Origin of the sequence: Algibacter pectinivorans (assembly GCF_900112595.1) — a bacterium.
GTDB lineage: Bacteria > Bacteroidota > Bacteroidia > Flavobacteriales > Flavobacteriaceae > Algibacter_B > Algibacter_B pectinivorans.
In genome coordinates, this window is sequence record NZ_FOMI01000005.1 from 14977 (window position 1) to 39510 (window position 24534).

Below are 24534 nucleotides of genomic sequence, written 5' to 3' on the forward strand. Positions count from 1 at the left end.
ATTTAAAGCTCTTTTTTTTGTGCTTAACTATTTTGAGTTATGTTTTATAAGGCCATTTTACCGTATGGAATAATAGTATTGAAACCTTTAGCCTTAAAATAGGCAGTAGGGTTTTGTTTAGATGCAACCAAAACAAAATCGCCACCCCAAGCACCCAAGCTTTTTACTGCGCCTTCAAAATCCCTAAAGTAAATATCTTTAACAGGAGTTTGCTTAGTAAGTTTGGCTATAAGGTTCTCATGGCTTACCATTAAGTCTTGAAAAAAATTTAGTGTTTGGCAACTAATCATGTTTAGGGTTATATTATTTATAGTATTAATAGTAGAAGCTGCATTTTTTTTGTTTTCATGATAGTGCTTAATACCATCGCGACTATTTTGCTTTTTATTTAAGTGTACAAAATAAAGCTGTTCTTTAAATATAGGGTTGAAATTAGCGGGTTCAACTATTTTTTTATCTGGAGCTATTCTATACGTTATTGGATTGTGGTGTTGTGCACAGGCAATATCATAGCCGCTGCCGCCAAATGTTTTATCTAAAAGTTGAAAGGGATCAATGTTAGCCCATTTTGCAATATTGGTAATAAGGGTAGAGGAAGTTCCTAAACCCCAATTTTTAGGAAATTCCAAATGCGTTTCAAGGTTATAGCCTTGATTAATATTTAGAAATTCTGGATTTAATGCTTTTGATGCTTGAAAGATTTCAATTAAACGGTTAGAAATAGCATTATTTAAATCTTGACCTTCAATAGTGTTTCCTTTTAATTCAAACTTGGTTTCAAACCAAATGTTTTTAGTTTCATCAAAACTTTTCCAGTGTAATACAGGCTCATTAATAGGTTCTACTATTAACGATTGTCCGTATTTTGTGGGTATGGCTAAAGCTAGTGCGCCATCAAGAACCACATATTCTGCAGATAGTAATAGTTTACCGTGGCTATAAAACGTTTTATTTTTCACTTGTACCCCTTAGTTTGTTTAATGCTTCGGTAACCGCAGTATGCGATATCGTATTGTTTTTAAAATAATTGGTTAAAATGCTCTTTTCCTCAGTGCTCGCTTCAAACTGGTTTAAAATATTCATTAAGTGCATTTTCATGTGTCCTTCTTGAATACCTGTTGTGGTAAGCGAACGTAAAGCGGCAAAATTTTGGGCTAAACCTGCAACGGCAACAATTTGCATTAAATCTTTTGCCGATGGTTTATGTAATAATTCTAAAGCTAATTTTACTAAAGGGTGTAAGCCTGTTAGTCCGCCAACAGTTCCCAATGCTAAAGGAATTTCCATCCAAAAGGAAAACATACCATTTTCAACCTTAGCATGGGTTAAGCTACTATATTGTCCGTTTTTGGAGGCATAAGCATGCACACCTGCTTCAACCGCTCTAAAATCATTTCCCGTGGCCAGAACAACGGCATCAATACCATTCATAATGCCCTTGTTGTGTGTAACTGCTCGGTACGGTTCTACCTCGGCTATAGTTACAGCTTGAATAAATTTCTTAGCAAAAGCTTCACCCGAAAGCGTTTTGCTTTCACTTAAATCTTCAACAGGGCAACTTACTTCGGCACGTACCAAACAATCAGGAACGTAATTAGACAAAATACTCATTATAATGTCTATGTGTTGTTCTTCTTCTGTAAATAGATTAAAAGTTAAGGCTTCAGCTTTAAATGTTTTAGCAAATTGCTCTAAACAAGAATTTATAAAATTGGCGCCCATGGCATCTAAAGTTTCAAAAGAAGCATGTAATTGATAGTAATTATCTATATCCGTAGTTTTATCTCGCAACTCAATATCCAAAATACCACCACCGCGTTTTGTCATGTTTTTGGTAATAGCTTCGGTGCTAGTAATAAGCTTTGGTTTTACCTCCTGGAAAAACTGCTTTAGCTTACCGAAATCGCCTTGGTAATTAAAATGTACCTGTCCTATTTTTGTGGTAGAAATAACTTTGGTTTTAAAACCACCGCGCTCTAACCAAAATTTTGCAGCTTTACTGGCAGCAGCAACCACCGAGCTTTCCTCGATAGCCATTGGGATGGTATATAAAGTGCCGTTTATTAAAAAATTAGGGGCTACACCAAGTGGTAAATAGTAGTTTGATATGGTGTTTTCTATAAACTCATCGTGTAATTGTTGAAGCTTATCGTTGCTATTCCAGTATTGTTTTAAAACGGTTTGGGCTTCTGCAGGATTAGAGAAATAAGTGTCTACCATCCAATCAATTTTTTTTGATTTAGATAATTTAGAAAAGCCGGTAATAGGTTTACTCATAATTTACAAATTTGCAGAGCAAATATACTACTCTTCGTATGAATATCGATTATCTATAGGGATAGGCGTTATTTAAGTGTTAATAATTGCTGTTAATTATATAATTTTTAGTAAACTTGACATCATTTTATGAAATAAATAGCGTTTTTAGCGAAACACACATAATTAATTAATTTTCTTATCTTGAAACAGAACCGTTTAGATAAGAATTAGGTTTTTAATAACATAATTTAACTGCATGAAACTTGTAAAATTCTCCCTTGGCATATGCCTTTTTATAACAACAATTTTAACGGCACAATCCAAAAAAATCTCTATTGAGGATATCTGGAAGGATGGTACCTTTAGAACCCAATATATGGATGTCTTACACTCCATGAACAATGGACAACAATACTCCGTTTTAAATTTTGATAGAGCAACGCGAGCAACCACTGTTGATATTTACGACTACAAAACTTTAAAAAAGGAAAAGACCTTAGTAAGTTCTGAGAATCTAGACGCGATTCCTTACTTTACGAGTTATACCTTTAGTAATGATGAGCAACTGGTTATATTGGCTACTAACGAGGAGTCTATTTACAGACATTCTGTGTTAGGACACTATTACATTTATAATATTGAAACCGAGGCAATAGATTTAATTTCTGAAGACAAAATTCAAGAACCTACATTTTCTCCCGATGGAAAAAAGGTAGCATTCGCAAAAGAAAATAATCTTTACATAAAAGATTTGAAAACGTCTCAAATTACCCAAATAACATTCGACGGCGAAAAAAATAAAATAATTAACGGTATTACCGATTGGGTTTATGAAGAGGAATTTGCCTTTGTGAGAGCTTTCGATTGGAATGCCGATAGTAATAAAATTGCATATATCCGTTTTGATGAAGCTGATGTTCCAGAATTCTCTATGGATGTTTATGGTACCGGACTTTACCAAACGCAGCAGGTTTTTAAATACCCTAAAGCTGGTGAGGCAAACTCTAAAGTTTCACTTCATATTTACAATATAAACGCTAATGCAACTCAAGAGATAAAGGTTGATAAAGCGTATCAAGATTTCTATATTCCTAGAATTAAATGGACCAATAATCCAGATGTGCTAAGTGCGCAATACATGAACAGACATCAAAACGAACTGGATTTATGGATGATAGATGCCAGTAGAAATACATCAAATTTAATTTTAGCAGAAAAGGATAAAGCCTATGTTGATGTAACCGACAATTTAACTTTTTTAAAGGATAATAGTTTTATTTGGACTAGCGAGAAAGACGGCTACAACCATATTTACCATTACGATAAAACAGGAGATTTAATTAACCAGGTTACAAAAGGAAATTGGGAAGTAACAGATTATTATGGTTATGATGAAAAAAAGAATACTATTTTCTATCAATCTGTTGAAAATGGGTCAATAAACAGAGATGTATATTCTATAAAGCTTAATGGACGAAACAAAAACAGACTAACTAAAAGTGAAGGTACAAATAGTGCTGCCTTTAGTGCCGATTTTTCATTTTTTATAAATACATTTTCTAGCGCTACAACACCTCCAGAATATACTTTAAATAGTGCAACGTCAGGAAATTTAATTAAAAGTATAAAGGATAATGATAAGGCAGCTCAAAAATTATCGGAGTATGTAACATCTCAAAAAGAGTTTAGTACCATTGCTGTTAATGGAAATGATTTAAACATGTGGATGATTAAACCAGCCAATTTTGATGCTTCCAAAACCTATCCATTGTTAATGTATCAATATTCGGGTCCAGGTTCTCAGCAAGTTGCTAACCGATGGAATAGCGCCAACGATTATTGGTATCAGCATTTAGCGCAAGAAGGTTATATTATTGCTTGTGTTGATGGTAGAGGAACCGGATTTAAAGGTGCCGATTTTAAAAAGGTTACCCAAAATGAATTAGGAAAATATGAGGTTGAAGATCAAATTGAAGCTGCAAAACAATTAGGAGCGTTGCCTTATGTTGATGCTAGCAGAATTGGAATTTGGGGTTGGAGCTTTGGTGGTTTTATGAGTAGTAATTGTTTGTTTAAAGGAAACGATGTGTTTAAAATGGCTATTGCCGTAGCACCAGTAAGCAGCTGGCGTTTTTACGATTCTATTTATACCGAGCGTTATATGACCACACCGCAAGAAAACGAAAGTGGTTATGATGATAACTCACCAATAAATCATGTCGATAAATTAAAAGGCGATTTTCTTTTAGTGCATGGTTCTGCCGATGATAACGTACATTTACAAAATACAATGCGATTAGCCGAAGCTTTAATTCAAGCAGATAAACAGTTTGATTGGGCTATTTATCCCGATAAAAACCATGGTATTTATGGTGGTAAAACAAGACTTCATTTGTACAAAAAAATGACAAACTTCCTTCATGAAACTTTAGGTGATAAATTGAAAGATGACGGTGTAACTGAGGTGAAAAAGAAATTGAAAATTAAAGAATAAATATATGTCTAAAACCATTCTAACAAACCAAGAGCCTCAATTATTTGGGCACCCAAAAGGCCTGTTCTATTTGTTTTTTGCCGAATTATGGGAACGCTTTAGTTTCTATGGCATGCGAGCATTGTTAATGCTTTACATGGTTAATGAGATATTTGTGGCTTTGGCAGAAAAGGATGTGGCAGCGGCAGCGGTTTATGCATCTTATGGGTCTTTAGTATACGCATCGACAGTTGTTGGTGGAAGAATTTCTGATAAGATACTAGGCATGCGAAGCTCTATTTTTTTAGGTGGGATTTTAATGTCTATCGGGCATTTTGTTTTAGCCATAGAAAATGATATCGCATTCTTTTTAGCGCTGGCATTTATTGTTGTTGGAAATGGGTTTTTTAAACCTAACATTTCGACATTTGTAGGTTCTTTATATAAAGATGGAGACCGAAGAAAAGATTCTGGTTTTACCATATTTTATATGGGAATTAATATAGGCGGTTTTGTAGCGCCATTACTTTGCGGTTGGTTAGCTGCAAAATATGGCTGGCATTATGGTTTTGGTTTAGCCGGAATTGGAATGTTAGCAGGTTTAATTTTCTTTTGGAGTGGTATTAAGAAAAATGTTTTTGGAGATCGAGGTTTACCTCCTAATCAAGCCGTCTATGAAAAGAAAATTCTAGGAATTCCACAGAAAATTTTTGTGCCTATTGTGGCTTTTTTATGTGCACCATTAATTGCTTATGTTCTTGCTTCTTATAAAGCTATTGCGGGTGGAGATACTTTATTAGGTGATCAAAACTATGTGAACTTAATTTTTAAATTTATAGGTGTTGCCATTTTAATTTATATGGGTATTATCCTTTATAATTCAACGGCCGACGAACGTAAAAAGCTAATTATGGCATTATTAATTACGTTTTTTATGACTCTGTTTTGGGGGTTTCATGAGCTTTCTGGAAGTGTTATTACCTTGTTTGCAGACAGAAATGTAGACTTGGATGGTATTATGAATGCAAGTCAAACAAACTCTTTAAATTCCTTGGTAATAATTGTATTATCGATTCCTGTTTCACTTTTATGGGCGTATTTATCTAAAAAGAATTTAAACCCTAGAACACCATATAAATTTGGTTTTGGTTTACTTCTAGCAGGATTAAGTTTCTACATATTATCTTTAAGCGGAAATAATGCAGACGAAAACGGTATGGTGCCATTTGCTTATTTATTTATCATGTATTTTATTATTTCTATTGGAGAGTTATTTATGTCTCCGGTTGGTTTATCTAAAATTACAGATTTATCACCAACGCGAATTGTAGCTTTTATGATGGGGATTTGGTTTCTGTCTTCGGCTTATGCCTTTCAAATTGTAGGATTTATATCAGAACAGTTGGCAGTAGAAAGTACCGATGTTAACGTTGGTGGTCTTGATACTCTAGCTATTTATACCGATGGTTTTTTGCTAATAGCTAAATACGCTTTAGGCGCAGGGTTAGTTGTAATTGCTTTTTCTCCGTTAATGAAAAAGCTAATGGGTAAAGTGCATTAGAATTTTTAAAATAATTCAACATATTTTTTATGAATACAGATATTGAAAATCTATTTAAAGATAAAGTTATTGGTCATCCAGCTGGACTTTTCGTGATTTTTTTCACCGAAATGTGGGAGCGTTTTTCATTTTACGGAATGCGAATTCTTTTAGTTTTGTTTTTAACAGCTCCTGTTATTAGCGAAAATCCTGGTTGGGAATGGCCTCGAGAGCATGCTTTAGCCTTAATAGGGACTTACGGGTCGCTATTATATCTTACGCCTATTGTTGGTGGTTGGATAGCCGATAAAATAACAGGTTATAAATGGGCCGTAATAATAGGGTGTTTTATAATGATGTTAGGACACGCCGCTATGGTGTTTGAAACTCCTTTTTCATTATATGCAGGCCTTGCCTTACTAATTATAGGAACTGGTTTTTTTAAACCTAATATGACCTCTATGATTTCTGAAATGTATAAAGGTAAAGAATCTAAAAAAGATGGCGCGTATACCATCTATTATATGGGTGTAAACGCAGGTGCATTTTTCGGAATGATGCTTTGTGGTTATTTAGCTGAGAATATTGGTTGGAGTTATGGTTTTGGTCTTGCAGGTATTTTTATGCTGCTTGGGTTAATACAGTTTTGGTTAGCAAAAGATTTATTTGGTCAAATAGGCGAGCGACCATCAAAAATTCATGAGGTTGAAATTCCTAAAGACTTAAATGAAGCGGAGCCATTTGAAAAGTTTGAAAAACCGGAATCAATAAAGTTAAATCCATTTACTACTCTCGATAAAGTGCTAATTGTTTTATCTTCATTGGGAGGAATATTATATCTATTTAATGATCCATTATCTAAAATTGGAAATATAAATTTACTTCCTTTTTCTATTGGGATTATGGATGGGTCTAATGTTACAGTTTTAACAGCCTTAGCATTGTTTTTATATTTAATAATTTCTAGAATTTCTCGATATACGCCTATAGTAAGAGACCGAATTATAGCGGTTTCTGTGTTTGGAGTATTTACTGTTTTCTTCTTTGCAGCCTTCGAGCAATCGTTAGGTTCTATGACTATTTTTGCTAGAGATTATACTGAAAGAACATTAACAGGAAGTTCTGCTACTACATTTAAAATTATAGATTTGCTTCTTACGGTTGGTCCTTTGGTTATAATTACTTGGGTTTTGTATTTACTGTTTAAAAAAACATATTCTAAAATCCCATATTCTAATATTATTTTAGGTGTTTCTTTTGCTTTTTTATGGTATGTAGTGTATTATAAAGTAAATAATGAGTTTACTAAAGACGCTACAGAAGTTCCTGCTACTTGGTTTGGTATTTTAAATTCATTTTTTATAATTACTTTGGCGCCGTTTTTCTCTAAATGGTGGGAAAGTAAATTTAATCCTAGTGCAGCTATGAAATATGGTATTGGACTTATTTTACTAGGGTTAGGTTTTGGCTTCTTGGTGTTTGGGACTTTAGGAATAGATCAAGGTGCAAAAACAGCTTCTGTAAGTATGATTTTTTTAATATTAGCTTACCTTTTCCATACTATGGGCGAATTATGTATCTCGCCTGTAGGATTATCTTACTTAAGTAAGTTGGTGCCTGGTAGAATGATTGGTTTTATGTTCGGTATTTGGTATTTGGCCATTGCCATAGGACAAAAAGCGGCAGGAACCATGGGAGGAATGATCGATAAAATAACCGAAGAACATTCCTTAAGTACTTTTTTCTTGATTTTCACTTTAGTTCCGGCAGCAGTTGGTGTCATTTCTATGTTGTTAAACCCAGTGCTTAAAAAACTAATGCACGGGGTTCGATAATTGGTTAATTAGTTAAAAAATATTCAAAATGCTCCTATTTGGAGCATTTTTTGTAAGTTCGGAACAACTTTTGCAACTTAGGTTATTATGAAGAAAATTATATTTTTAGTTAGTGTTATTGCGTTTTCAAGCTTTAATGTCATGGCTCAGGAAATTAATTGGGTAACATTTGAAGAAGCTATTAAGCTTCAAAAAAAAGAACCTAAAAAAATAATGATGGATGCTTACACCAATTGGTGTGGACCTTGTAAAATGTTAGATAGAAATACATTTCAAAATAAAGATGTAGCCGATTATGTGAATGCCAACTATTATGCCGTAAAGTTTAATGCTGAAGGTAATGAGGCGATTAATTACAACGGAAAAACGTATTTGAATCCTAATTATGATCCCGCCAAAGCGAATAGAAGAAATTCGCCGCATGAGTTGTCGCGTTATTTCCAAATTAATGCATACCCTACCATTGTGTTTTTAGATGAAAATGCGAATATTATTTTCCCTTTAAGGGGCTATAAAACACCTGCGCAAATAGAGTTGTATTTAAAAATGTTTAAAAAGGACGATCATAAAACTATAGACACTCAAGAAAAATTTAACGAATATTATAAAGCTTTTAAAGGCCAATTTAAGGGCTGATTTTAAAACATAAAAATGAAAAGAATTCTATTAACACTAGTTTTAGGTGTTTTAATATCTGCAAATGGTTTTTCGCAGGAAAAATTAACTTGGCATACCAATGTTAATTCGGCTTTTGAACTTGCAATTAAGGAAAACAAAAAAGTGATGTTGTTTTTTACAGGATCCGATTGGTGCGGATGGTGTATTAAATTACAAAACGAAGTGTTTAAAACGCCAGATTTCGAAAAATGGTCTAATGATTTGGTTTTGGTGGAATTAGATTTCCCGAGAAGAACAGCGCAGGAGGAAGCGATTAAAATGCAAAACCGCCAGTTGCAAAGCATTTTTAAAGTAAGAGGATATCCTTCAGTTTATTTTGTTGTGCCAGAAAAGATGCCAGATGGAAAAATGAATTTAAACAGCCTTGGTAAAACAGGCTATGTGCGTGGTGGAGCAACTAAATGGCTTGAAGTTGCCAATAGCATTGTAAATAAAACGATTTAAGAATTCAGTATTTTAAAATAAAGGCTCCCTTTTTACTTGTTTGGTGAAAGGGGAGTTTTCTTTTTCGGCATATTTGTTCCCAACGATCTGCATAAGATTTGTAATTACTACCATCGGCAATTATAAGCTTTGGGTTTAAAGAGTCTATCAATCTATTTAAATTAATTTTAGGCGATTGCCTTAATAAAACATATTCAGGTTTTAAAGTTTTTATATTATATATCCCTAAACTATCTACCACTAAAATTGTCTTTTTATTTAGTTGATATACATCCTGAATGCTCTGTTCTTTAAATGTTTTAAGATGGTTACCTACGGCATAATCTCTAATAATACGGTTTGTAGATTTAGTAATGCTATCAAAATCGCTAGCAACAATAATGGTAGTGTTTACAGTTTGTCCTATAAGGCTAAATCTGCTTTTATGAAACACAACAAATTCTTTTGATGGTTTGTTAAGTGCATTATAAATAAAAGCACCTTGAACTATAAGAATGGCAGTTAAAACTAGTTTTAAATTCTTATAATTTCTTTTAAAAAGAAATCGAATTCCTGTAATAATAAGCCAATAGAAAACCATAACATATAGCAAACTAAACGAGATGTCTTTTAATAAAAAAGCCTCTTGTTTAGACACCCAATCTATAAAAGTATTCATTAGGTAAATAATATAGCCGTAAGCATCGGCTACAAATTGAGGAAGACAATTTATTACCGCCAATAAAATAACAATTAGCCCTAAACCTAGTATGATACCTAAAAAAGGAATGATAGCTAAATTTGAGATAAAAAATAATCCAGGAAATTGATGAAAGTAATACAGGCTTACTGGTATAATTCCAAATTGCGCCGAAACCGTTATGGTAAAGGTGTGCCACAATTTATCAGGTAACCAATATTTAGGTTTCCAAAGGTTATAAATCAAGGGGTCTATGGCTACAATGGCAAAAACAGCTAAATAGCTTAATTGAAAACCAACATCAAATAAAAACATAGGTTTTACAAGTAGTATTAGAAACATGCTAATAGCAAGTGTGTTATAAATATTGGTTGGCCTTTTAAGATTTAAAGCAATAGTAACAATGCTAAACATAGTAACCGCTCTTGTTACCGAAGCCGATAATCCTGCAATAACCGCAAAACTCCATAACATACTTACTAGCAAAATGGTTTTTATGAGTTTGCCGTATTTAAAGCGTTCTAGTGGTTTAAAAATAAAACTAAGTATTAATAATAAGACCCCAACATGAAGTCCAGATACTGCAAGAATATGAATAGCTCCAGCATTGGTGTAGCTCGTGTAAACAGCTTTGCTAATATCTTGTCGCTGTCCTAGTATGAGGGCGTTTATTATGGCTAATTCATCGGGTTTAAAATGATAAGGCTCTAGTTTTTTATTTATATGTTTTCGGAGTCTTGCGGCAATACCGAATAGGGTAGTAGATTTATAATTAACAGGAAATAGCGATTCGTTATTTATAAATAGTTGATGAAAAATGTATTGTTTCTTTAAATAACTTTTATAATCGAATTGATGCGGATTAAGAGGCGGTATTAAGTTTTTAAAAGCGGTTCTGCTAATATAAATGTCATCAACTTTTAATGGTGGTTTTAAAGAATCTTTTTGAATATTTAAAAGTGTTTTTCCGGATGCGTTAGAGTTATTTACTTCAAAAATATCAACAATATATTTGTCGTAATAGTTACCTGGTTTTAAAACTTCTCGAATCCTAAAAGTTACCGTGTTTAGGCTATCAATATTATTTGAAATGACCTTGGTATAATGATTTTCTGCGGTTTTTTGATTGTGTAATATGGTGGTTAAAATACCAATAGAAACCATAGCCAAAAAAGCGATACTTCCAAACCAAATAGTTTTGGTAAACGATTTTTTAGTAATTAGGTAAAAAACAAGTAAAGCTATCAAAAGCAAACCTGTTGTTTGTAACGCAAGAGGAAGCGAGATCGGGTTTAAATACCCAATACTAATGCCCAAAATAAGACAAACAGTAAGTTTGATTATAGTGAAGTTGAGTAATCGCATACTCCTGTAAGATAATAAAAAATCTTACAAAATACGACGCGCTTCATGAAACGCTTTTAGCCAATAGCTTTCATTAAGGCCAGATATTATTACGCCTTTACTTGTTGTGGCATGTATAAATTTAATGTCGTTATCTCTAATATCTACAATTAAACCAACATGGTTAATGGAGTTTCTGCGGTTCCCTGTTTTAAAAAACAGTAAATCACCTTTTGTTACTTTTTTAAGGGCTATTTTAACTCCTTTTTTAGCCATATCTCTAGATATTCTAGGAAGTGTTATGTTAGAAGAATTAAAAGATTCATAAATTAATCCAGAGCAATCCATACCCGATTTTGTTGTGCCTCCCCATTTATAACGTACACCCTCAAATTGTTTTGCATAGTCCACAATGTAGTCTGCTTTAGTAACATTACGTGATGCTCTATTACTTGGTTCTTTATAGGTAATAGTGTTGCTTTCTTTTTTGTTTTTCTTGGTAATAATTTTAGTGGTTGTAGTTCTTTTGCTTTTTACGCGTTTGGAAGATTTGCAACTGCTAAAACTAATAACTAAAACTAGGATTAATAAGGTGTTTTTCATTTAAAGACTAAGGTTTTATGGACTTGTAAATAAGTGAGGCTGTTTTTTTGCTAGCACCAACACCACCTAATTTTTTTTCTAATTCGTAATAGTCTAAAAATAATTTGGTTCGTGTTTCGGGATCTAAAATTTTATCGAGTTCCTTTTTTAAGTTCTTTTTGTTAAAATCGTTTTGTATGAGTTCGGTAACAACTTCGCGGTCCATTACTAAGTTAACTAGCGATATAAACTTTAAAGTAATTATACGTTTTGCTATTTGGTAAGAAATAGTGCTGCCCTTGTAACAAACCACTTGTGGTATTTTAAAAAGAGCAGTTTCTAATGTGGCTGTGCCCGAAGTAACTAAGGCTGCTGTAGAAACACTAAGTAAATCGTACGTTTTGTTCGAAATAAACTTTACATTACTTGCTTTAATAAAAGTTTCGTAAAAGCTATAATCTTGACTTGGAGCTCCTGCAATTACAAACTGATGGGTTGGGTACTCATCAACTAAACTAAGCATTACAGAAAGCATTTTTGTTATTTCTTGTTTTCTACTTCCTGGTAATAAAGATATAATTGGTTTTTCGCCTAATTGGTGGTCCTCTCTAAATTTTAGTACACCTACTTGTTTTCTGTTTGCAATAGCATCAATTAGTGGGTGGCCTACAAAAGTAACATCGTACCCGTGTTTTTTGTAAAATGGTTTTACAAAAGGAAGGATAACATACATATTATCAATATCGCGCTTAATAGCTTTAACTCTGCTAGCTCTAGAGGCCCATACTTGAGGAGAAATATAATAACTTGTTTTAAATCCAGCTGCTTTGGCCCATTTAGCTATGCGTAGATTAAAACCAGAATTATCTATAAATACAATAACATCGGGTTTAAAACTCGAAATGTCATTTTTACAAAAAGAAATGTCTTTAAAAATTTTGTTTAGGTTCATGACGACTTCAATAAACCCCATAAAAGCACGTTCTTTATAATGTTTTACTAAAGTGCCACCAACAGCTTGCATGAGGTCGCCACCCCAAAACCTAATTTCGGCACTAGCATCTTCTGTTTTTAGTGCTTTCATTAAGTTTGAGCCATGTAAATCGCCCGATGCTTCTCCTGCTATAATGTAGTATTTCATTTTTAAAAGAGTTTAAAAACAAATGTAGATAATGCAATAAATACTGTAATTAGTAAAACCCCTCGTGCACGATAGTCTTGTCTTTTTTTTATAAAAACAAAAAATGCTATCAAGTTTAATATAGCACCTAGACTTATTAGTTTTCCTAGAAAACCTTCTTCAGCAGCAGCTTTAATAACTAAAGTAAAATCGTCTCCTTTTCCTAGTAAATTGGCAGCAAAAAATAAACCAATGGCATTAGCAATTAAACCTACAAGCATTCCAATAAAAATATCTTTTTTCATCTACTATAATTATTTTTTAGTGGTTATAATTTCCAACCATTTAAATCTTTTAAAACATGATGTGCTGTTAAATCGAATTGAACAGGGACTAAGGATACATAGCCATTTTCAAGCGCCCATTCGTCGGTGTCTTCGCCACCGTCTAAATTAACAAATTTTCCAGCAAGCCAATAATAATCTCTGCCTTGTGGTGTTTTTCTTTTGTCAAACTTTTCAACCCAATTCGCTTTTGCTTGTCGGCAAACTTTAATGCCTTTTATTTCTTTTTTAGGAATATTTGGAATGTTAACATTTAAAATAACACCATTGGGTAAACCATTTTCTAGAACATTTTTGGTTATGGTTTTAACATAGGCTTTACAGGCTTCAAAATTAGCGTCCCAATTGTAATCCAATAACGAAAAACCTATAGCAGGAATACCTTCAATACCAGCTTCAATAGCAGCACTCATGGTGCCAGAGTAGATGACATTTATAGAGGCGTTGGAGCCATGATTAATTCCAGATACACAAAGGTCTGGAGTTCTGCCAACCAATTCTCTTATGCCTAACTTAACACAATCGGCAGGTGTGCCAGAGCAACTAAATTCCTTTTGCGGACCATTATCTATTTTAATGGCTTCGGCGTATAACGTGGAGTTTAATGTTATAGCGTGTCCCATGCCACTTTGCGGGCTATCTGGAGCTACCACAACAACGTCGCCTATGGTGTTCATAACGCTAATTAAAACACGTATTCCTGGGGCATTTATACCGTCGTCGTTTGTTACAAGTATAAGGGGTTTTTTGTTCATTTTTATTTTCTAAAATGCAACGCTAAAATACATAATTTCGGTTGTAAAGCCTTATTTTCTTTGCTTTAACAAAAAATTAGTAGCGTTTCAATCTATTGGCACGGTTTTTTCTTTTATTTTAGTGAAAAATATGCTGTGCTTTTTAGAAGCAAATAAAGATTAACACATGAAAAATATTATGAAAAGGAATTATAAAGTACTTTCTTTAATGCTTTTGTTAGCATTTGCGTCTTGTAGTTTTACATCGAAGAAATTTAGTAACCCAGATAAAGACAAACTATTAATACAAATAATCACATTTGTGCTAGATCAAGGCCATTTTGACCCTATAGCATTAGATGATGAGTTTTCTGCGGAATTGTTTTCAGATTACATAGAAATTGTAGATCCGGTAAAACGGTATTTCTATCAATCGGATTACGAAGATTTTGAAGCTTATAAATTAACTATCGACGATCAGCTTAAAGCTACAGATATTACCTTTTTTAACGTAGTTAATGCCCGAATGCTAAAACGTATTGAAGAGGCCAAAGAAATTTATAAAGAAGTGCTGTCAAAACCTTTTGATTACACTATAGATGAAGATTTTGATACAAACTACGAAAACAGCACGTTTGCAAAAAATAAAAAAGAACTTAAGGACAGATGGAGAAAACAATTAAAGTTTTCTACACTTTCTAACTACGACGATATTATTGAAGAAGAAAAAAGAGCTAAAGAAGCAGATCCAGATTATGTTGCAAAATCTGAAGAGCAGATAGAAAAAGAGGCTAGAGAAGCGACTTTGAAATCTATAAATATTTACTTTGAAGATTATATTGACGATCAACAACGCGAAGACTGGTTTGCTATTTATGTAAATACTATTGTTGAGGAGTTTGATCCGCACACGTATTATTTAGCACCTAAAGGAAAAGAAGATTTCGATCAACGTATGTCTGGTAAATTAGAAGGCATAGGTGCAAGACTTCAAAAAAGAATGGATTACATTAAAATAGTGGAATTAATTTCTGGTGGTCCGGCATGGCGAAGTAATAAGTTAGAGGTTGAAGACGTAATTTTAAAAGTAAAACAAGAGGATGAAGATGTAGCTGTAGATATTGTTGGTATGCGTATTAACGATGCTATTAAATATATTAAAGGCCCAAAAGGAACTAAAGTAACACTTACTATAAAAAAGGTAGATGGTACTGTAAAGGATGTAGAGATTGTTAGAGATGTTGTCGAGTTGGTTGAAACTTACGCTAAGGCATCCATAGTTGAAAAAGATAATATGAAATTTGGGATAATTAACTTACCGGCGTTTTATGTTGATTTTCAAGATTATAAAAACGTTAATGCAGCTAAAGATGTTAAGGAAGAAATAGAACGATTAAAAGCCGATGGTATGCAGGGATTAGTTCTGGATTTACGAGATAACGGAGGTGGATCTCTACCTGCAGTTGTAGATATGGCAGGATTATTTATTAAAGATGGTCCCATTGTTCAAGTGCGATCAACGGATCAACCAAAAGAGGTTTTAAAAGATAGAGATAAATCTATTTCTTGGGATGGTCCTTTGGTAATATTGGTAAATGAAATTTCAGCTTCTGCTTCCGAGATTATGGCGGCAGCAATGCAAGATTATAAACGTGCTATTATTATTGGTGGTAAGCAAACCTATGGTAAAGGAACCGTACAGAATGTTATAGATTTAAACAATATGCTACGTAATAATACAAGTGGCGATTTAGGTGCTTTAGCACTTACAAGACAGAAGTATTACAGAATTAATGGTGGCTCGGTACAATTAGAAGGTGTTAAAAGTGATGTGAATGTACCAGGACGTTTTAGCTTTATTGATGTAGGTGAAAAGGATAAAGATAATCCGTTACCTTATGATGAAATTGATGCTGCCGATTACACACCTTGGGATCATTATTTTGATTACGAAGCAACTATCGAAAACAGTAAAAAGCGAATGAGTACCAACCAGCAATTAAAACTTATTGAAGAAAATGCTAAATGGGTAAAAAGTAAAATTGATGAAACCGTATTCTCGTTAAACTATAAAACGTATAAAGCACAATTAGAGGCTAATGAAACGGAATCGAAAAAATTCGACGCTATGTCGGATTACGATTCAAATTTAACTTTCCAGTCGCATGGTTTTGAAAAAGCTTTAATTGCTCAAGATACCACCGATTTAAAAGAAAAACGCGACCGTTGGCATGCTAGTTTACGTAAAGATGTGTATGTGGAAGAGGCTATAAATGTTTTAGAAGACTTAAAAGCGGCTTACCCAATTAACAAAAAGGTAGCGTCTACGGTTCAAAATTAAATTATAGTAGAATTCATTTTAACAGAGTTCGTTTACAAAATATATTAAAATGAGTCATAAGTCAAACTCACTAAAACAATTAGCGCTCCAAAGGTTTAAAAAGAACTTTTGGGGCGTTTTTAGTTTTTACTTTATCGTTTTGGTTGGTTTAGTATCGGTGTTTGCTTATGTGTTTGCACCAGATAATTCGCAATATGCAAATCAAATGCATTTGGCAATCCATTCGGAAAAGCCTGGTTTTAAGGTAACCATGCTTACAATACCTTCAAAAATAAACGTGGAGCAAAGTGTTTTTGATAAATTATTCTTCGGGAAAAAAAATACAGATACCGAGATTCCTATTTCGTCATATGTCGTTAAAAACAATGAGTTAGAGTATACCGAATATGCCGCGGATGGATTAAAAGGTGCAGAAAAAACAATTAAGCTACATGTGTTTCCTAATGGAGCGGTGAAGGATTTTATAAAGGAAAAAACATTTCTTTTTGGTACAGATAAATACGGGCGCGATTTATTAAGTAGGGTGTTGGTTGGAGCAAGAATTTCATTTTTTATTGGGTTTGTTGCAGTGCTTATCTCTCTAATTATTGGCATTTTTATGGGAAGCGTAGCGGGTTATTTTGGCGGTAAAGTAGATGCGGTAATTATGTGGATTATAAATGTAACATGGTCAATCCCTACGCTATTATTAGTTATTGCTATTACTTTAGCTTTAGGAAAAGGGTTTTGGCAAGTGTTTATTGCAGTAGGCTTAACTATGTGGGTTGAGGTTGCTAGGGTAGTGCGCGGACAAATTATTAGTACCAAGGAAATGCAATATGTTACAGCAGCGCGAGCACTTGGTTATACCGATTTAAGAATTATAGTAAAGCACATTTTGCCAAATATTATGGCGCCAGTTATTGTAATATCGGCAGCAAATTTTGCAGGTGCCATTCTAATAGAAAGCGGCTTAAGTTTTTTAGGTATTGGTGCGCAACCTCCAATGGCAAGTTGGGGTGCTATGATTAAAGACCATTACAATTACATTATTTTAGGTAAACCTTACTTAGCTATTATTCCAGGACTTTGTATAATGAGTTTGGTAATGGCGTTTATGTTAATAGGAAATGCGCTTAGGGATGCATTAGATGTTAAAAATTAGAAAGGGTTTAACTAGTGTTAATCTTAATTAGCTTCCAAATTCATATTCTCATTCAAGGCATCAATATATCCCAAAACATCATCTTTTCCAATGTCTTTAGAAGATGAGGTAATAAAGTAATTAGGAACCTCTTCCCATGTTTCTAGAAGAATGTTTTTATAGTCGTCTACATGTTTCTCAATAGCTTGGGGTCTTAGTTTATCCGCTTTGGTAAATATGATGGAAAACGGAATACCACTTTCTCCTAACCATTGCATAAATTCTAAATCGATAGGTTGTGGCTTATGTCTAATATCAACCAAAACAAAAGCGGTTACAAGCTGTTCGCGTAAACCAAAATACTGTGTTATAAATTTTTGAAAGACTTTCTTAGAGCTTTTAGAAACACGTGCATAGCCATAACCTGGTAAATCTACCAAGTGCCAGTTATTATTAATTAAAAAGTGATTAATAAGTTGTGTTTTTCCTGGTCTTCCCGAGGTTTTAGCTAAGCTTTTTCTGCTTGTTAGCATATTAATTAATGAAGACTTTCCAACATTACTTCGTCCAATAAAAGCATACTCCGGTAATCTGCTTTTTGGGCATTTAGCAACATCAGAGTTGCTCATTACAAATTCGGCAGACTTAATTTTCATGAAACATGTTTTTGGTTTTCCCTAGAAACAGGAAATATCATTAATGCAAATTTAAAGTTTTTTCTTTTGGAGTTTGTTGTTAGAATCCTCGTTTTTGCAACCAAGCATAAAGTATGTTGTTAAATTCTTGAGGGTGTTCCATCATAGCTGCATGTCCGCATTTATCTATCCAAAACAATTCAGAATCCGGTAATAATTCGTTAAATTCTTCAGCAACCTCAGGAGGTGTAACGCTATCGTTTTTACCCCAAATAATACATGTAGGTGTCGATAGTGTTGGTAAGTCCTTGGCCATGTTATGTCTTATAGCACTTTTTGCAATTGCCAAAGTTTTTATAAGCTTGTTTCGGTCGTTTACGGTTTCGTAAACTTCATCTACAATTTCCTTTGTTGCCACCTCAGGATCATAAAATACATCTTGTGCTTTTTTCTTGATTACCTCGTAGTCACTACGTTTGGTATACCCGCCACCCATGGCATTTTCATACAGTCCGGAGCTTCCAGTAATTATTAAAGCTTTAACACTTTCTGGGTACAATTTGGTGTGGTATAAACCTATGTGGCCACCCAAAGAATTGCCTAATAAAATGACTTCTTTGTAGCCTTTAAATTCAATAAACTCATGCAGGTAATTTGCAAAATGCTTTACGTTAGTTTTAAGCAAGGATTTACTGTAAAGCGGTAGCTCGGGTATTACTATTTTATACCCTTTGGTGCAAAAATATTCAGTTACAGCGTCAAAGTTACTTAATCCTCCCATTAAGCCATGTAACACTATTATTGGAGTGCCTTCACCTGCTTCTATATAGCTGTATTTTTCTTCTTTTTTTAAACGATGCGTCATTAATCAGTTAGTCATTCATTCGTTAAAAACAAATATAGTTATTTCATTCATATTTCTACTATAATTATTGTTTTCAAGTAAAATGAATTGTCTTGAAGAGTGAAATTTTTAAAAACAAACATGTTAACAATGTTGTTATTCGAATGCTAAAGATTCAAACTCAACTTCTTGCTGTGACTAGGTGTGTTTTCTATTTCAGAAATCGGATTAAAATCGTAATTAATCGAAAATTTATTAACAAAGTGGTATATAGTGGTATAAAGTGGGATTTTTTTCAATATATTTGACTTTTAAACGTTTAAAGTTTAGCAAAACGCATTGGATTTAATAACAGGCACATACGATTGTAAAGTGGATGCAAAAGGCAGATTAATGATGCCTGCTGCAATCAAAAAGCAACTTTCTGCAATTTTGCAGGATGGTTTTGTGTTGCGTCGTTCTGTTTTTCAAAAATGCCTAGAACTTTACCCAATGGGCGAATGGCAGGTGTTAATGCAAAAAATGAATAAGCTAAATAAGTTTAAAAAGAAGAATAACGATTTTATTAGAAGGTTTACTGCTGGCGCTAAAATGGTTGAGGTAGATGTTAATGGTAGGTTGTTAATCCCTAAGGATTTAACGGTTTTTGCAGATATTTCTAAAAATATAGTGGTGGCTTCGGCAATCAATATTATTGAGATTTGGGATAAGGATTTGTATGAACAAGCTATTGATGATGCTGCAATTGATTTTGCGGATTTGGCAGAGGAAGTAATGGGACAAGACGATGACGAGCATGGAATATCATAATCCGGTACTTTTAAAAGAAACCGTTGATGGGTTAAATATAAATCCAGATGGTGTTTATGTGGATGTCACTTTTGGTGGTGGCGGTCATAGTAAGGAAATTTTAAGTCGGCTAAGTGATAAGGGTAGGCTGTTTGCTTTCGATCAAGACCCAGATGCGCTTGAAAATGCAATTGATGATGATAGATTTACGCTTATACATGAGAATTTTAGGTTTGTAAAGCGATTTTTAAGATTTCATGGGGCAAAACAGGTCGATGGTATTTTAGCAGATTTCGGAGTGTCATCACATCAGTTTGATGTTGCAGAGCGTGGTTTTTCAACACGATTCGAGGCTGATTTGGATATGCGAATGAATCAACAAAATCAATTGTCTGCTTTTCATGTTGTTAATGAGTATGACGAGGCGCAGTTAAAGCAAGTGTTTTTGCAGTATGGCGAGTTGCGTGCAGCTCCAGCAATGGCAAGGTTAATTGTTGAGTACAGGGAGAATGAGCCCATAGTAACTAGTGAGCAACTAAAGAAAGTTTTAAATAAGTTTTTGCCACCGCGTTTTGAAAATAAGGTGTTGGCGCAAATTTATCAAGCTATAAGAATAGAGGTTAATCAAGAAATTGAGGTGTTAAAAGAGTTTTTATTGCAGACTCCTGAAGTGTTAAAAGTTGGTGGCCGATTAAGTTTTATATCCTATCACTCTCTCGAAGATAGGTTGGTAAAGCGTTTTATTAGAAATGGCATGTTCGAAGGAGAACCAGAACGCGATATGTTCGGAAATTTTGAAGTGCCTCTAAAAAAGGTAAATGGCTTAATTGTGCCAACCGCAGAAGAAATTAAAATTAATAATAGAGCAAGAAGTGCAAAGCTTCGTATTGCAGAAAAACTATAAATAAAGTTTTAATTTTTTCTGGGTTAAAGGTTTTAAATAATGAAGAAGAATATCTATAACATATTAAAAGGTACTTTTTTAATTAGTGACGATTCATTTAAGAGCTGGCGTTTAATACTTTTTATTTCTGGATTGGCTATTGTAATGATTGCGAGTTCGCATAGTGCAGATAAAAAGGTGTATGAAATTGCACGATTAAAAAATGAAGTAAAAGAAATGCGATCGGCATTTGTAGATGGTCGGTCTAAACTCATGAGGCTTAAAATGGAGTCGAATGTAGTGCAAGTAATGAAAGAAAAAGGGTTGGCACCCTCAGTAAATCCGCCAAAAAAGATAAAGATTAAAAAGAGTAATTGATAATAAAACCTTGGCAGTAAACGAAAAAAACATATTAAACCGTTTGTATTTTATAGCTGGATGTATGTTCATCTTCGGGCTTGCTGTGGTGTTTAAATTGTTAAGCATTCAGTTTCTTCAAGGCGATGTGTATAGAGCAAAAGCAACAGAGCGTGTTGTTAAAAATGTTGTAATTCCTGCTAATAGAGGTAATGTGTATTCTGTAAACGGGAATTTGTTGGCAACCTCAATTCCTAAGTACGATATTCGTTTTGATGCCTTAACTCCAAATGCTAAAACTTTCGAAAAATACGTAAAACCACTTTGCGATTCGCTTTCAAAATACTCCGGCAAATCGGCTACTAAGCTTTTAAAAGATCTTAGACGTGCTCGTGCTAATAAAAATCGTTACTACTTGTTGGCTAGAAATATTGGCTATTCTGATTATATCCGTCTACGAAATTTCCCATTATTAGAACTAGGCGCTTTTAAAGGCGGGTTAATTGTAGAGCAAACCACAAAGCGCGAGCATCCAATGGGTGGTATTGCGCAAAGAACTATAGGTTACGAGCGTGTAGACGATAAAGGTAATGTAACAAGACCTGGTATAGATGGTGCTTTTGGTGTGAAGTATTTACGAGGTGTAGATGGGCAACGTAAAAAGCAGCAAATTGGTAAAGGGCAATGGAAGCCTTTAAGTGATGCTAATGAAATTGAGCCGCAAGATGGTTACGATGTTTACACCACTATCGATGTAAATATTCAAGATATTGCACATCATGCTTTATTAGCACAGTTAGAAAAATATAAGGCAGATCATGGTTGTGTGGTGGTAATGGAAACCAAAACCGGAGAGATTCGTGCCATTTCCAATTTAGGAAGAAATAAAAACGGACATTATTACGAGCGGTTAAATTATGCGGTTGGCGAGAGTCACGAGTCTGGTTCTACGTTTAAACTTATGGCGCTTGCTGCGGCTTTTGAAGATAAAGTGGCAGATACCAGCGATGTCGTGGATACAGAAAAAGGTGTTTTAAGTTTTTACGGTAAAAAAGTGCGCGATTCTAAGTATGGCGGGTATGGTAAAATATCGGTTTCTAAGGCATTCGAGGTGTCTTCAAATACTGGAATTGTAAAGGTAGTAGATGAAGGGTATAGAAAAAATCCTGAAAAATTTATAGATCGCTTATATGATATGAACCTGAATAATGGTTTAGACCTACCTATTATAGGAGAGCCAAAGCCAATTATTCCAGATCCAAGAATTAAAAACGGGCGTTGGAGTGGTATTGCGTTACAGTGGATGGCTTATGGTTATGGAGTGTCATTTACACCGCTTCAAACATTAACCTTTTACAATGCCGTTGCTAACGATGGTGTTATGGTTAAGCCAAGGTTTTTAAGAGAAGTTAAGGAGTTTGATAAGGTTATAGAGCCTTTTGAAAGGGAGGTTATTAACGAGCAAATCTGTTCCAAAGAAACAATTTCTAAGCTGCAAGCATTATTAAAAAATGTTGTAGAGAAAAAACACGGTACAGGACATCGTTTGTATTCTAAAAACTTTTCTATGGCAGGAAAAACAGGAACGTGTCAAAAGGATTATAGCGATAAATCTAAATTAAACTATATCTCATCTTTTGCAGGTTATTTCCCTGCCGAAAACCCAAAATATTCATGCATTGTTGTTATTCACGAGCCCGATAAAGGTGTTGGGTATTACGGAGCCGATGTGTCAGGACCTGTTTTTAAAAGGGTGGCTCAAAAAATATATACAGATACGCCTTTAATAGATGAAATAGAATCATTAGAAGTGAAAACAGCAGCTGTTGAAAAGGATTATGAGCACTTCTATAAAACAGCACAAACCTATAAAACAATAATGCCAAATTTAATTGGTATGCCAGCAATGGATGCCATTGTTTTACTTGAAAATATGCAGATTGATGTTACCGTGAAATTAAGTGGAAATGGCATTGTAAAATCACAATCTGTAGATAAAAACACAAAACTTAAAGATAACCAAACCGTAGTTTTAAAAGCATCATGATAGCACTAAAAGACATACTTTATAAGGCTACTTTAAACGCGGTAGTGGGCAGCACAAATATAAATGTTGTGGCTATTAATTTCGATTCTAGAAAAATCGAAAATAATCATGCTTTCGTGGCTATTCGTGGTTTGGTTGCCGATGGTCACGATTATATAGATAAGGCTATTAGTAGCGGTGCTACAAGTGTGGTTTGCGAAAAAATACCTGATAACTTAGTTGATGGTGTTACTTATGTGGAGGTGGATAATACAAGTCGTGCACTGGCAATTATGGCTTCAAATTTTTATGGTAATCCATCAGAAAATTTAAGACTTGTTGGTGTAACGGGAACAAACGGTAAAACTACGGTAAGTAGCTTATTGTATCAGTTGTTTAAAAAAGCGGGTTACAAAGTAGGTTTGTTATCTACTGTAAAAATTATGGTAGATGAGGTAGAGTATAAAGCGACTCATACCACGCCAGATTCCTTAACTATAAACAGATATTTAAGCGAGATGAATGCTGAAGGTGTCGAGTTTTGCTTTATGGAAGTAAGCTCACATGGGATTCATCAGTTTAGAACAGAAGGTTTGCATTTTGAAGGCGGTATTTTTACTAATCTGTCTCACGATCATTTAGATTATCACAACACATTTGCCGAGTATAGAGATGTAAAGAAGAAATTTTTTGACGAGCTGCCCAGTCGCGCTTTTGCACTAGTAAATGCCGACGATAAAAATGGATTAGTTATGCTGCAAAACACCAAAGCTAAGACATACACTTATGCTTTAAAACAGTATGCCGATTACAAAACTCAAATTCTAGAAAATCAATTTGGGGGCTTGTTATTAAAGGTGAATGATAGCGAGGTGTGGACACGACTTATTGGGAATTTTAACGCCTATAATGTTTTGGCTATCTACGCTACTGCGGAATTGTTAGGTCTCGAGAAAGTTGAAGTATTACGTTTAATAAGCGATTTAGAAAGTGTTAGCGGAAGGTTTCAATATATTATTTCAGATGAAAAAATAACAGCCATTGTTGATTATGCGCATACACCTGATGCATTAAAAAACGTGTTAGAAACCATAAACAGCATCCGAACTAAAAATGAAGAACTTATTACGGTTGTTGGCTGCGGTGGAGATAGAGATAGAACAAAGCGTCCTAAAATGGGGCATATCGCATCGGCTTTAAGTACAAAAGTGATTTTTACTAGTGATAATCCACGTAGTGAAAAACCAGAAGATATTTTAAATGAGATTGAAGCGGGTGTTGAGCCTCAAAATTTCAAGAAAACATTAACTATTTCAGATAGAAAACAGGCTATAAAAACAGCTTGCCAAATGGCGCAGCCAAACGATATCATTTTAATAGCCGGAAAGGGTCATGAAACCTATCAGGAAGTAAATGGTGTGCGTAGCGATTTCGATGATCTTAAAATAGTAAAAGAATTTTTAAAACAATTACAGAAATGAGCATGTTTATAAAGCTCATACTA

Annotated in this window: 21 protein-coding genes; 12 read left to right on the forward strand and 9 right to left on the reverse strand. The window is 34.1% G+C overall.

Translation table 11 applies throughout. The annotated features are described in order from the left end of the window. Positions 1–44: 44 nt before the first annotated feature. Complete coding sequence (locus BMY96_RS08565) at positions 45–959, reverse strand: GYDIA family GHMP kinase (RefSeq protein WP_092851331.1); 915 nt, start codon at positions 957–959, stop codon at positions 45–47. Further along, the gene (locus BMY96_RS08570) at positions 949–2277 is read right to left on the reverse strand and encodes a hydroxymethylglutaryl-CoA reductase, degradative (RefSeq protein WP_092851333.1); all 1329 of its coding nucleotides are present in this window, start codon (positions 2275–2277) and stop codon (positions 949–951) included. The genes BMY96_RS08565 and BMY96_RS08570 overlap by 11 nt, the downstream gene beginning before the upstream one ends. A 238-nt stretch (positions 2278–2515) precedes the next feature. Between BMY96_RS08570 and BMY96_RS08575 the strand changes: the two genes are divergently transcribed. The 5 genes from BMY96_RS08575 to BMY96_RS08595 all read left to right on the forward strand — a co-directional run bounded on the left by BMY96_RS08575 (position 2516) and on the right by BMY96_RS08595 (position 9229). Then, entirely contained in the window at positions 2516–4753 is a 2238-nt protein-coding gene (locus BMY96_RS08575) for a S9 family peptidase (protein WP_092851336.1), read from the forward strand. Between the two features lie 4 nt (positions 4754–4757). Beyond that, on the forward strand, positions 4758–6293 hold the full coding sequence (locus BMY96_RS08580) for a peptide MFS transporter (RefSeq protein WP_092851338.1): 1536 nt from the start codon (positions 4758–4760) through the stop codon (positions 6291–6293). Between the two features lie 29 nt (positions 6294–6322). Next, positions 6323–8107, forward strand: a complete 1785-nt coding sequence (locus BMY96_RS08585) for a peptide MFS transporter (protein WP_092851339.1) — start codon at positions 6323–6325, stop codon at positions 8105–8107. Between the two features lie 87 nt (positions 8108–8194). After that, positions 8195–8743: a thioredoxin family protein gene (locus BMY96_RS08590; RefSeq protein ID WP_175473543.1), complete on the forward strand. Its 549-nt coding sequence runs from the start codon at positions 8195–8197 to the stop codon at positions 8741–8743. Positions 8744–8758: 15 nt separating this feature from the next. Beyond that, entirely contained in the window at positions 8759–9229 is a 471-nt protein-coding gene (locus BMY96_RS08595; protein ID WP_092851342.1) for a thioredoxin family protein, read from the forward strand. A gap of 4 nt (positions 9230–9233) precedes the next feature. On the opposite strand, the gene BMY96_RS08600 is transcribed toward BMY96_RS08595, so the two are convergent. From BMY96_RS08600 to surE, 5 genes are all read right to left on the reverse strand, one after another. Then, positions 9234–11156, reverse strand: a complete 1923-nt coding sequence (locus BMY96_RS08600) for a ComEC/Rec2 family competence protein (RefSeq protein ID WP_245750575.1) — start codon at positions 11154–11156, stop codon at positions 9234–9236. A gap of 141 nt (positions 11157–11297) precedes the next feature. Then, positions 11298–11855 (reverse strand): C40 family peptidase, encoded by a 558-nt coding sequence (locus tag BMY96_RS08605; RefSeq protein ID WP_092851345.1) that lies wholly within the window; start codon positions 11853–11855, stop codon positions 11298–11300. A gap of 7 nt (positions 11856–11862) precedes the next feature. Then, a complete protein-coding gene (gene lpxB, locus BMY96_RS08610; protein ID WP_092851346.1) occupies positions 11863–12975 on the reverse strand; it encodes a lipid-A-disaccharide synthase in 1113 nt (370 codons plus the stop codon). 2 nt (positions 12976–12977) lie between these two features. After that, positions 12978–13259: a hypothetical protein gene (locus tag BMY96_RS08615; protein ID WP_092851347.1), complete on the reverse strand. Its 282-nt coding sequence runs from the start codon at positions 13257–13259 to the stop codon at positions 12978–12980. Positions 13260–13282: 23 nt separating this feature from the next. After that, positions 13283–14053 (reverse strand): 5'/3'-nucleotidase SurE, encoded by a 771-nt coding sequence (gene surE, locus BMY96_RS08620; protein ID WP_092851348.1) that lies wholly within the window; start codon positions 14051–14053, stop codon positions 13283–13285. A 178-nt stretch (positions 14054–14231) separates the two neighbouring features. Between surE and BMY96_RS08625 the strand changes: the two genes are divergently transcribed. Then, positions 14232–16373: a carboxy terminal-processing peptidase gene (locus tag BMY96_RS08625; RefSeq protein ID WP_092851671.1), complete on the forward strand. Its 2142-nt coding sequence runs from the start codon at positions 14232–14234 to the stop codon at positions 16371–16373. Between the two features lie 49 nt (positions 16374–16422). Further along, positions 16423–17517, forward strand: a complete 1095-nt coding sequence (locus tag BMY96_RS08630; RefSeq protein WP_092851350.1) for an ABC transporter permease — start codon at positions 16423–16425, stop codon at positions 17515–17517. Between the two features lie 23 nt (positions 17518–17540). Here the strand turns inward: BMY96_RS08630 and yihA are convergent, their stop codons facing one another. Together yihA and BMY96_RS08640 are read right to left on the reverse strand one after the other, a co-directional pair. Continuing rightward, complete coding sequence (gene yihA / locus BMY96_RS08635) at positions 17541–18152, reverse strand: ribosome biogenesis GTP-binding protein YihA/YsxC (protein WP_092851351.1); 612 nt, start codon at positions 18150–18152, stop codon at positions 17541–17543. Between the two features lie 79 nt (positions 18153–18231). Continuing rightward, complete coding sequence (locus tag BMY96_RS08640; protein ID WP_092851352.1) at positions 18232–18996, reverse strand: alpha/beta fold hydrolase; 765 nt, start codon at positions 18994–18996, stop codon at positions 18232–18234. 318 nt (positions 18997–19314) lie between these two features. Between BMY96_RS08640 and mraZ the strand changes: the two genes are divergently transcribed. The 5 genes from mraZ (at position 19315) to BMY96_RS08665 (ending at position 24511) form a co-directional block, all read left to right on the forward strand. Continuing rightward, a complete protein-coding gene (gene mraZ / locus BMY96_RS08645; protein ID WP_092851354.1) occupies positions 19315–19785 on the forward strand; it encodes a division/cell wall cluster transcriptional repressor MraZ in 471 nt (156 codons plus the stop codon). Further along, positions 19772–20668 carry a 16S rRNA (cytosine(1402)-N(4))-methyltransferase RsmH gene (rsmH, locus tag BMY96_RS08650; protein WP_092851356.1) on the forward strand — a complete coding sequence of 299 codons (897 nt, stop codon included), beginning with the start codon at positions 19772–19774 and terminating at the stop codon, positions 20666–20668. Before mraZ ends, rsmH begins: the two co-directional genes overlap by 14 nt. A gap of 39 nt (positions 20669–20707) precedes the next feature. Continuing rightward, complete coding sequence (locus BMY96_RS08655) at positions 20708–21025, forward strand: FtsL-like putative cell division protein (protein WP_092851357.1); 318 nt, start codon at positions 20708–20710, stop codon at positions 21023–21025. 64 nt (positions 21026–21089) lie between these two features. Continuing rightward, complete coding sequence (locus tag BMY96_RS08660) at positions 21090–23051, forward strand: penicillin-binding protein (protein WP_092851359.1); 1962 nt, start codon at positions 21090–21092, stop codon at positions 23049–23051. Beyond that, entirely contained in the window at positions 23048–24511 is a 1464-nt protein-coding gene (locus BMY96_RS08665; protein ID WP_092851361.1) for a UDP-N-acetylmuramoyl-L-alanyl-D-glutamate--2,6-diaminopimelate ligase, read from the forward strand. The genes BMY96_RS08660 and BMY96_RS08665 overlap by 4 nt, the downstream gene beginning before the upstream one ends. Positions 24512–24534 lie beyond the last annotated feature (23 nt).

Coding starts and splice junctions, on each gene's coding strand:
- BMY96_RS08590 (WP_175473543.1), top strand. CDS start 8,195: ATGAAGAAAATTATATTTTTAGTTAGTGTTATTGCGTTTTCAAGCTTT.
- BMY96_RS08640 (WP_092851352.1), bottom strand. CDS start 18,996: ATGACGCATCGTTTAAAAAAAGAAGAAAAATACAGCTATATAGAAGCA.
- BMY96_RS08655 (WP_092851357.1), top strand. CDS start 20,708: ATGAAGAAGAATATCTATAACATATTAAAAGGTACTTTTTTAATTAGT.
- BMY96_RS08615 (WP_092851347.1), bottom strand. CDS start 13,259: ATGAAAAAAGATATTTTTATTGGAATGCTTGTAGGTTTAATTGCTAAT.
- BMY96_RS08630 (WP_092851350.1), top strand. CDS start 16,423: ATGAGTCATAAGTCAAACTCACTAAAACAATTAGCGCTCCAAAGGTTT.
- lpxB (WP_092851346.1), bottom strand. CDS start 12,975: ATGAAATACTACATTATAGCAGGAGAAGCATCGGGCGATTTACATGGC.
- BMY96_RS08660 (WP_092851359.1), top strand. CDS start 21,090: ATGTTCATCTTCGGGCTTGCTGTGGTGTTTAAATTGTTAAGCATTCAG.
- rsmH (WP_092851356.1), top strand. CDS start 19,772: ATGGAATATCATAATCCGGTACTTTTAAAAGAAACCGTTGATGGGTTA.
- BMY96_RS08580 (WP_092851338.1), top strand. CDS start 4,758: ATGTCTAAAACCATTCTAACAAACCAAGAGCCTCAATTATTTGGGCAC.
- surE (WP_092851348.1), bottom strand. CDS start 14,053: ATGAACAAAAAACCCCTTATACTTGTAACAAACGACGACGGTATAAAT.
- BMY96_RS08585 (WP_092851339.1), top strand. CDS start 6,323: ATGAATACAGATATTGAAAATCTATTTAAAGATAAAGTTATTGGTCAT.
- BMY96_RS08605 (WP_092851345.1), bottom strand. CDS start 11,855: ATGAAAAACACCTTATTAATCCTAGTTTTAGTTATTAGTTTTAGCAGT.
- BMY96_RS08665 (WP_092851361.1), top strand. CDS start 23,048: ATGATAGCACTAAAAGACATACTTTATAAGGCTACTTTAAACGCGGTA.
- BMY96_RS08575 (WP_092851336.1), top strand. CDS start 2,516: ATGAAACTTGTAAAATTCTCCCTTGGCATATGCCTTTTTATAACAACA.
- BMY96_RS08570 (WP_092851333.1), bottom strand. CDS start 2,277: ATGAGTAAACCTATTACCGGCTTTTCTAAATTATCTAAATCAAAAAAA.
- yihA (WP_092851351.1), bottom strand. CDS start 18,152: ATGAAAATTAAGTCTGCCGAATTTGTAATGAGCAACTCTGATGTTGCT.
- BMY96_RS08625 (WP_092851671.1), top strand. CDS start 14,232: ATGAAAAGGAATTATAAAGTACTTTCTTTAATGCTTTTGTTAGCATTT.
- BMY96_RS08595 (WP_092851342.1), top strand. CDS start 8,759: ATGAAAAGAATTCTATTAACACTAGTTTTAGGTGTTTTAATATCTGCA.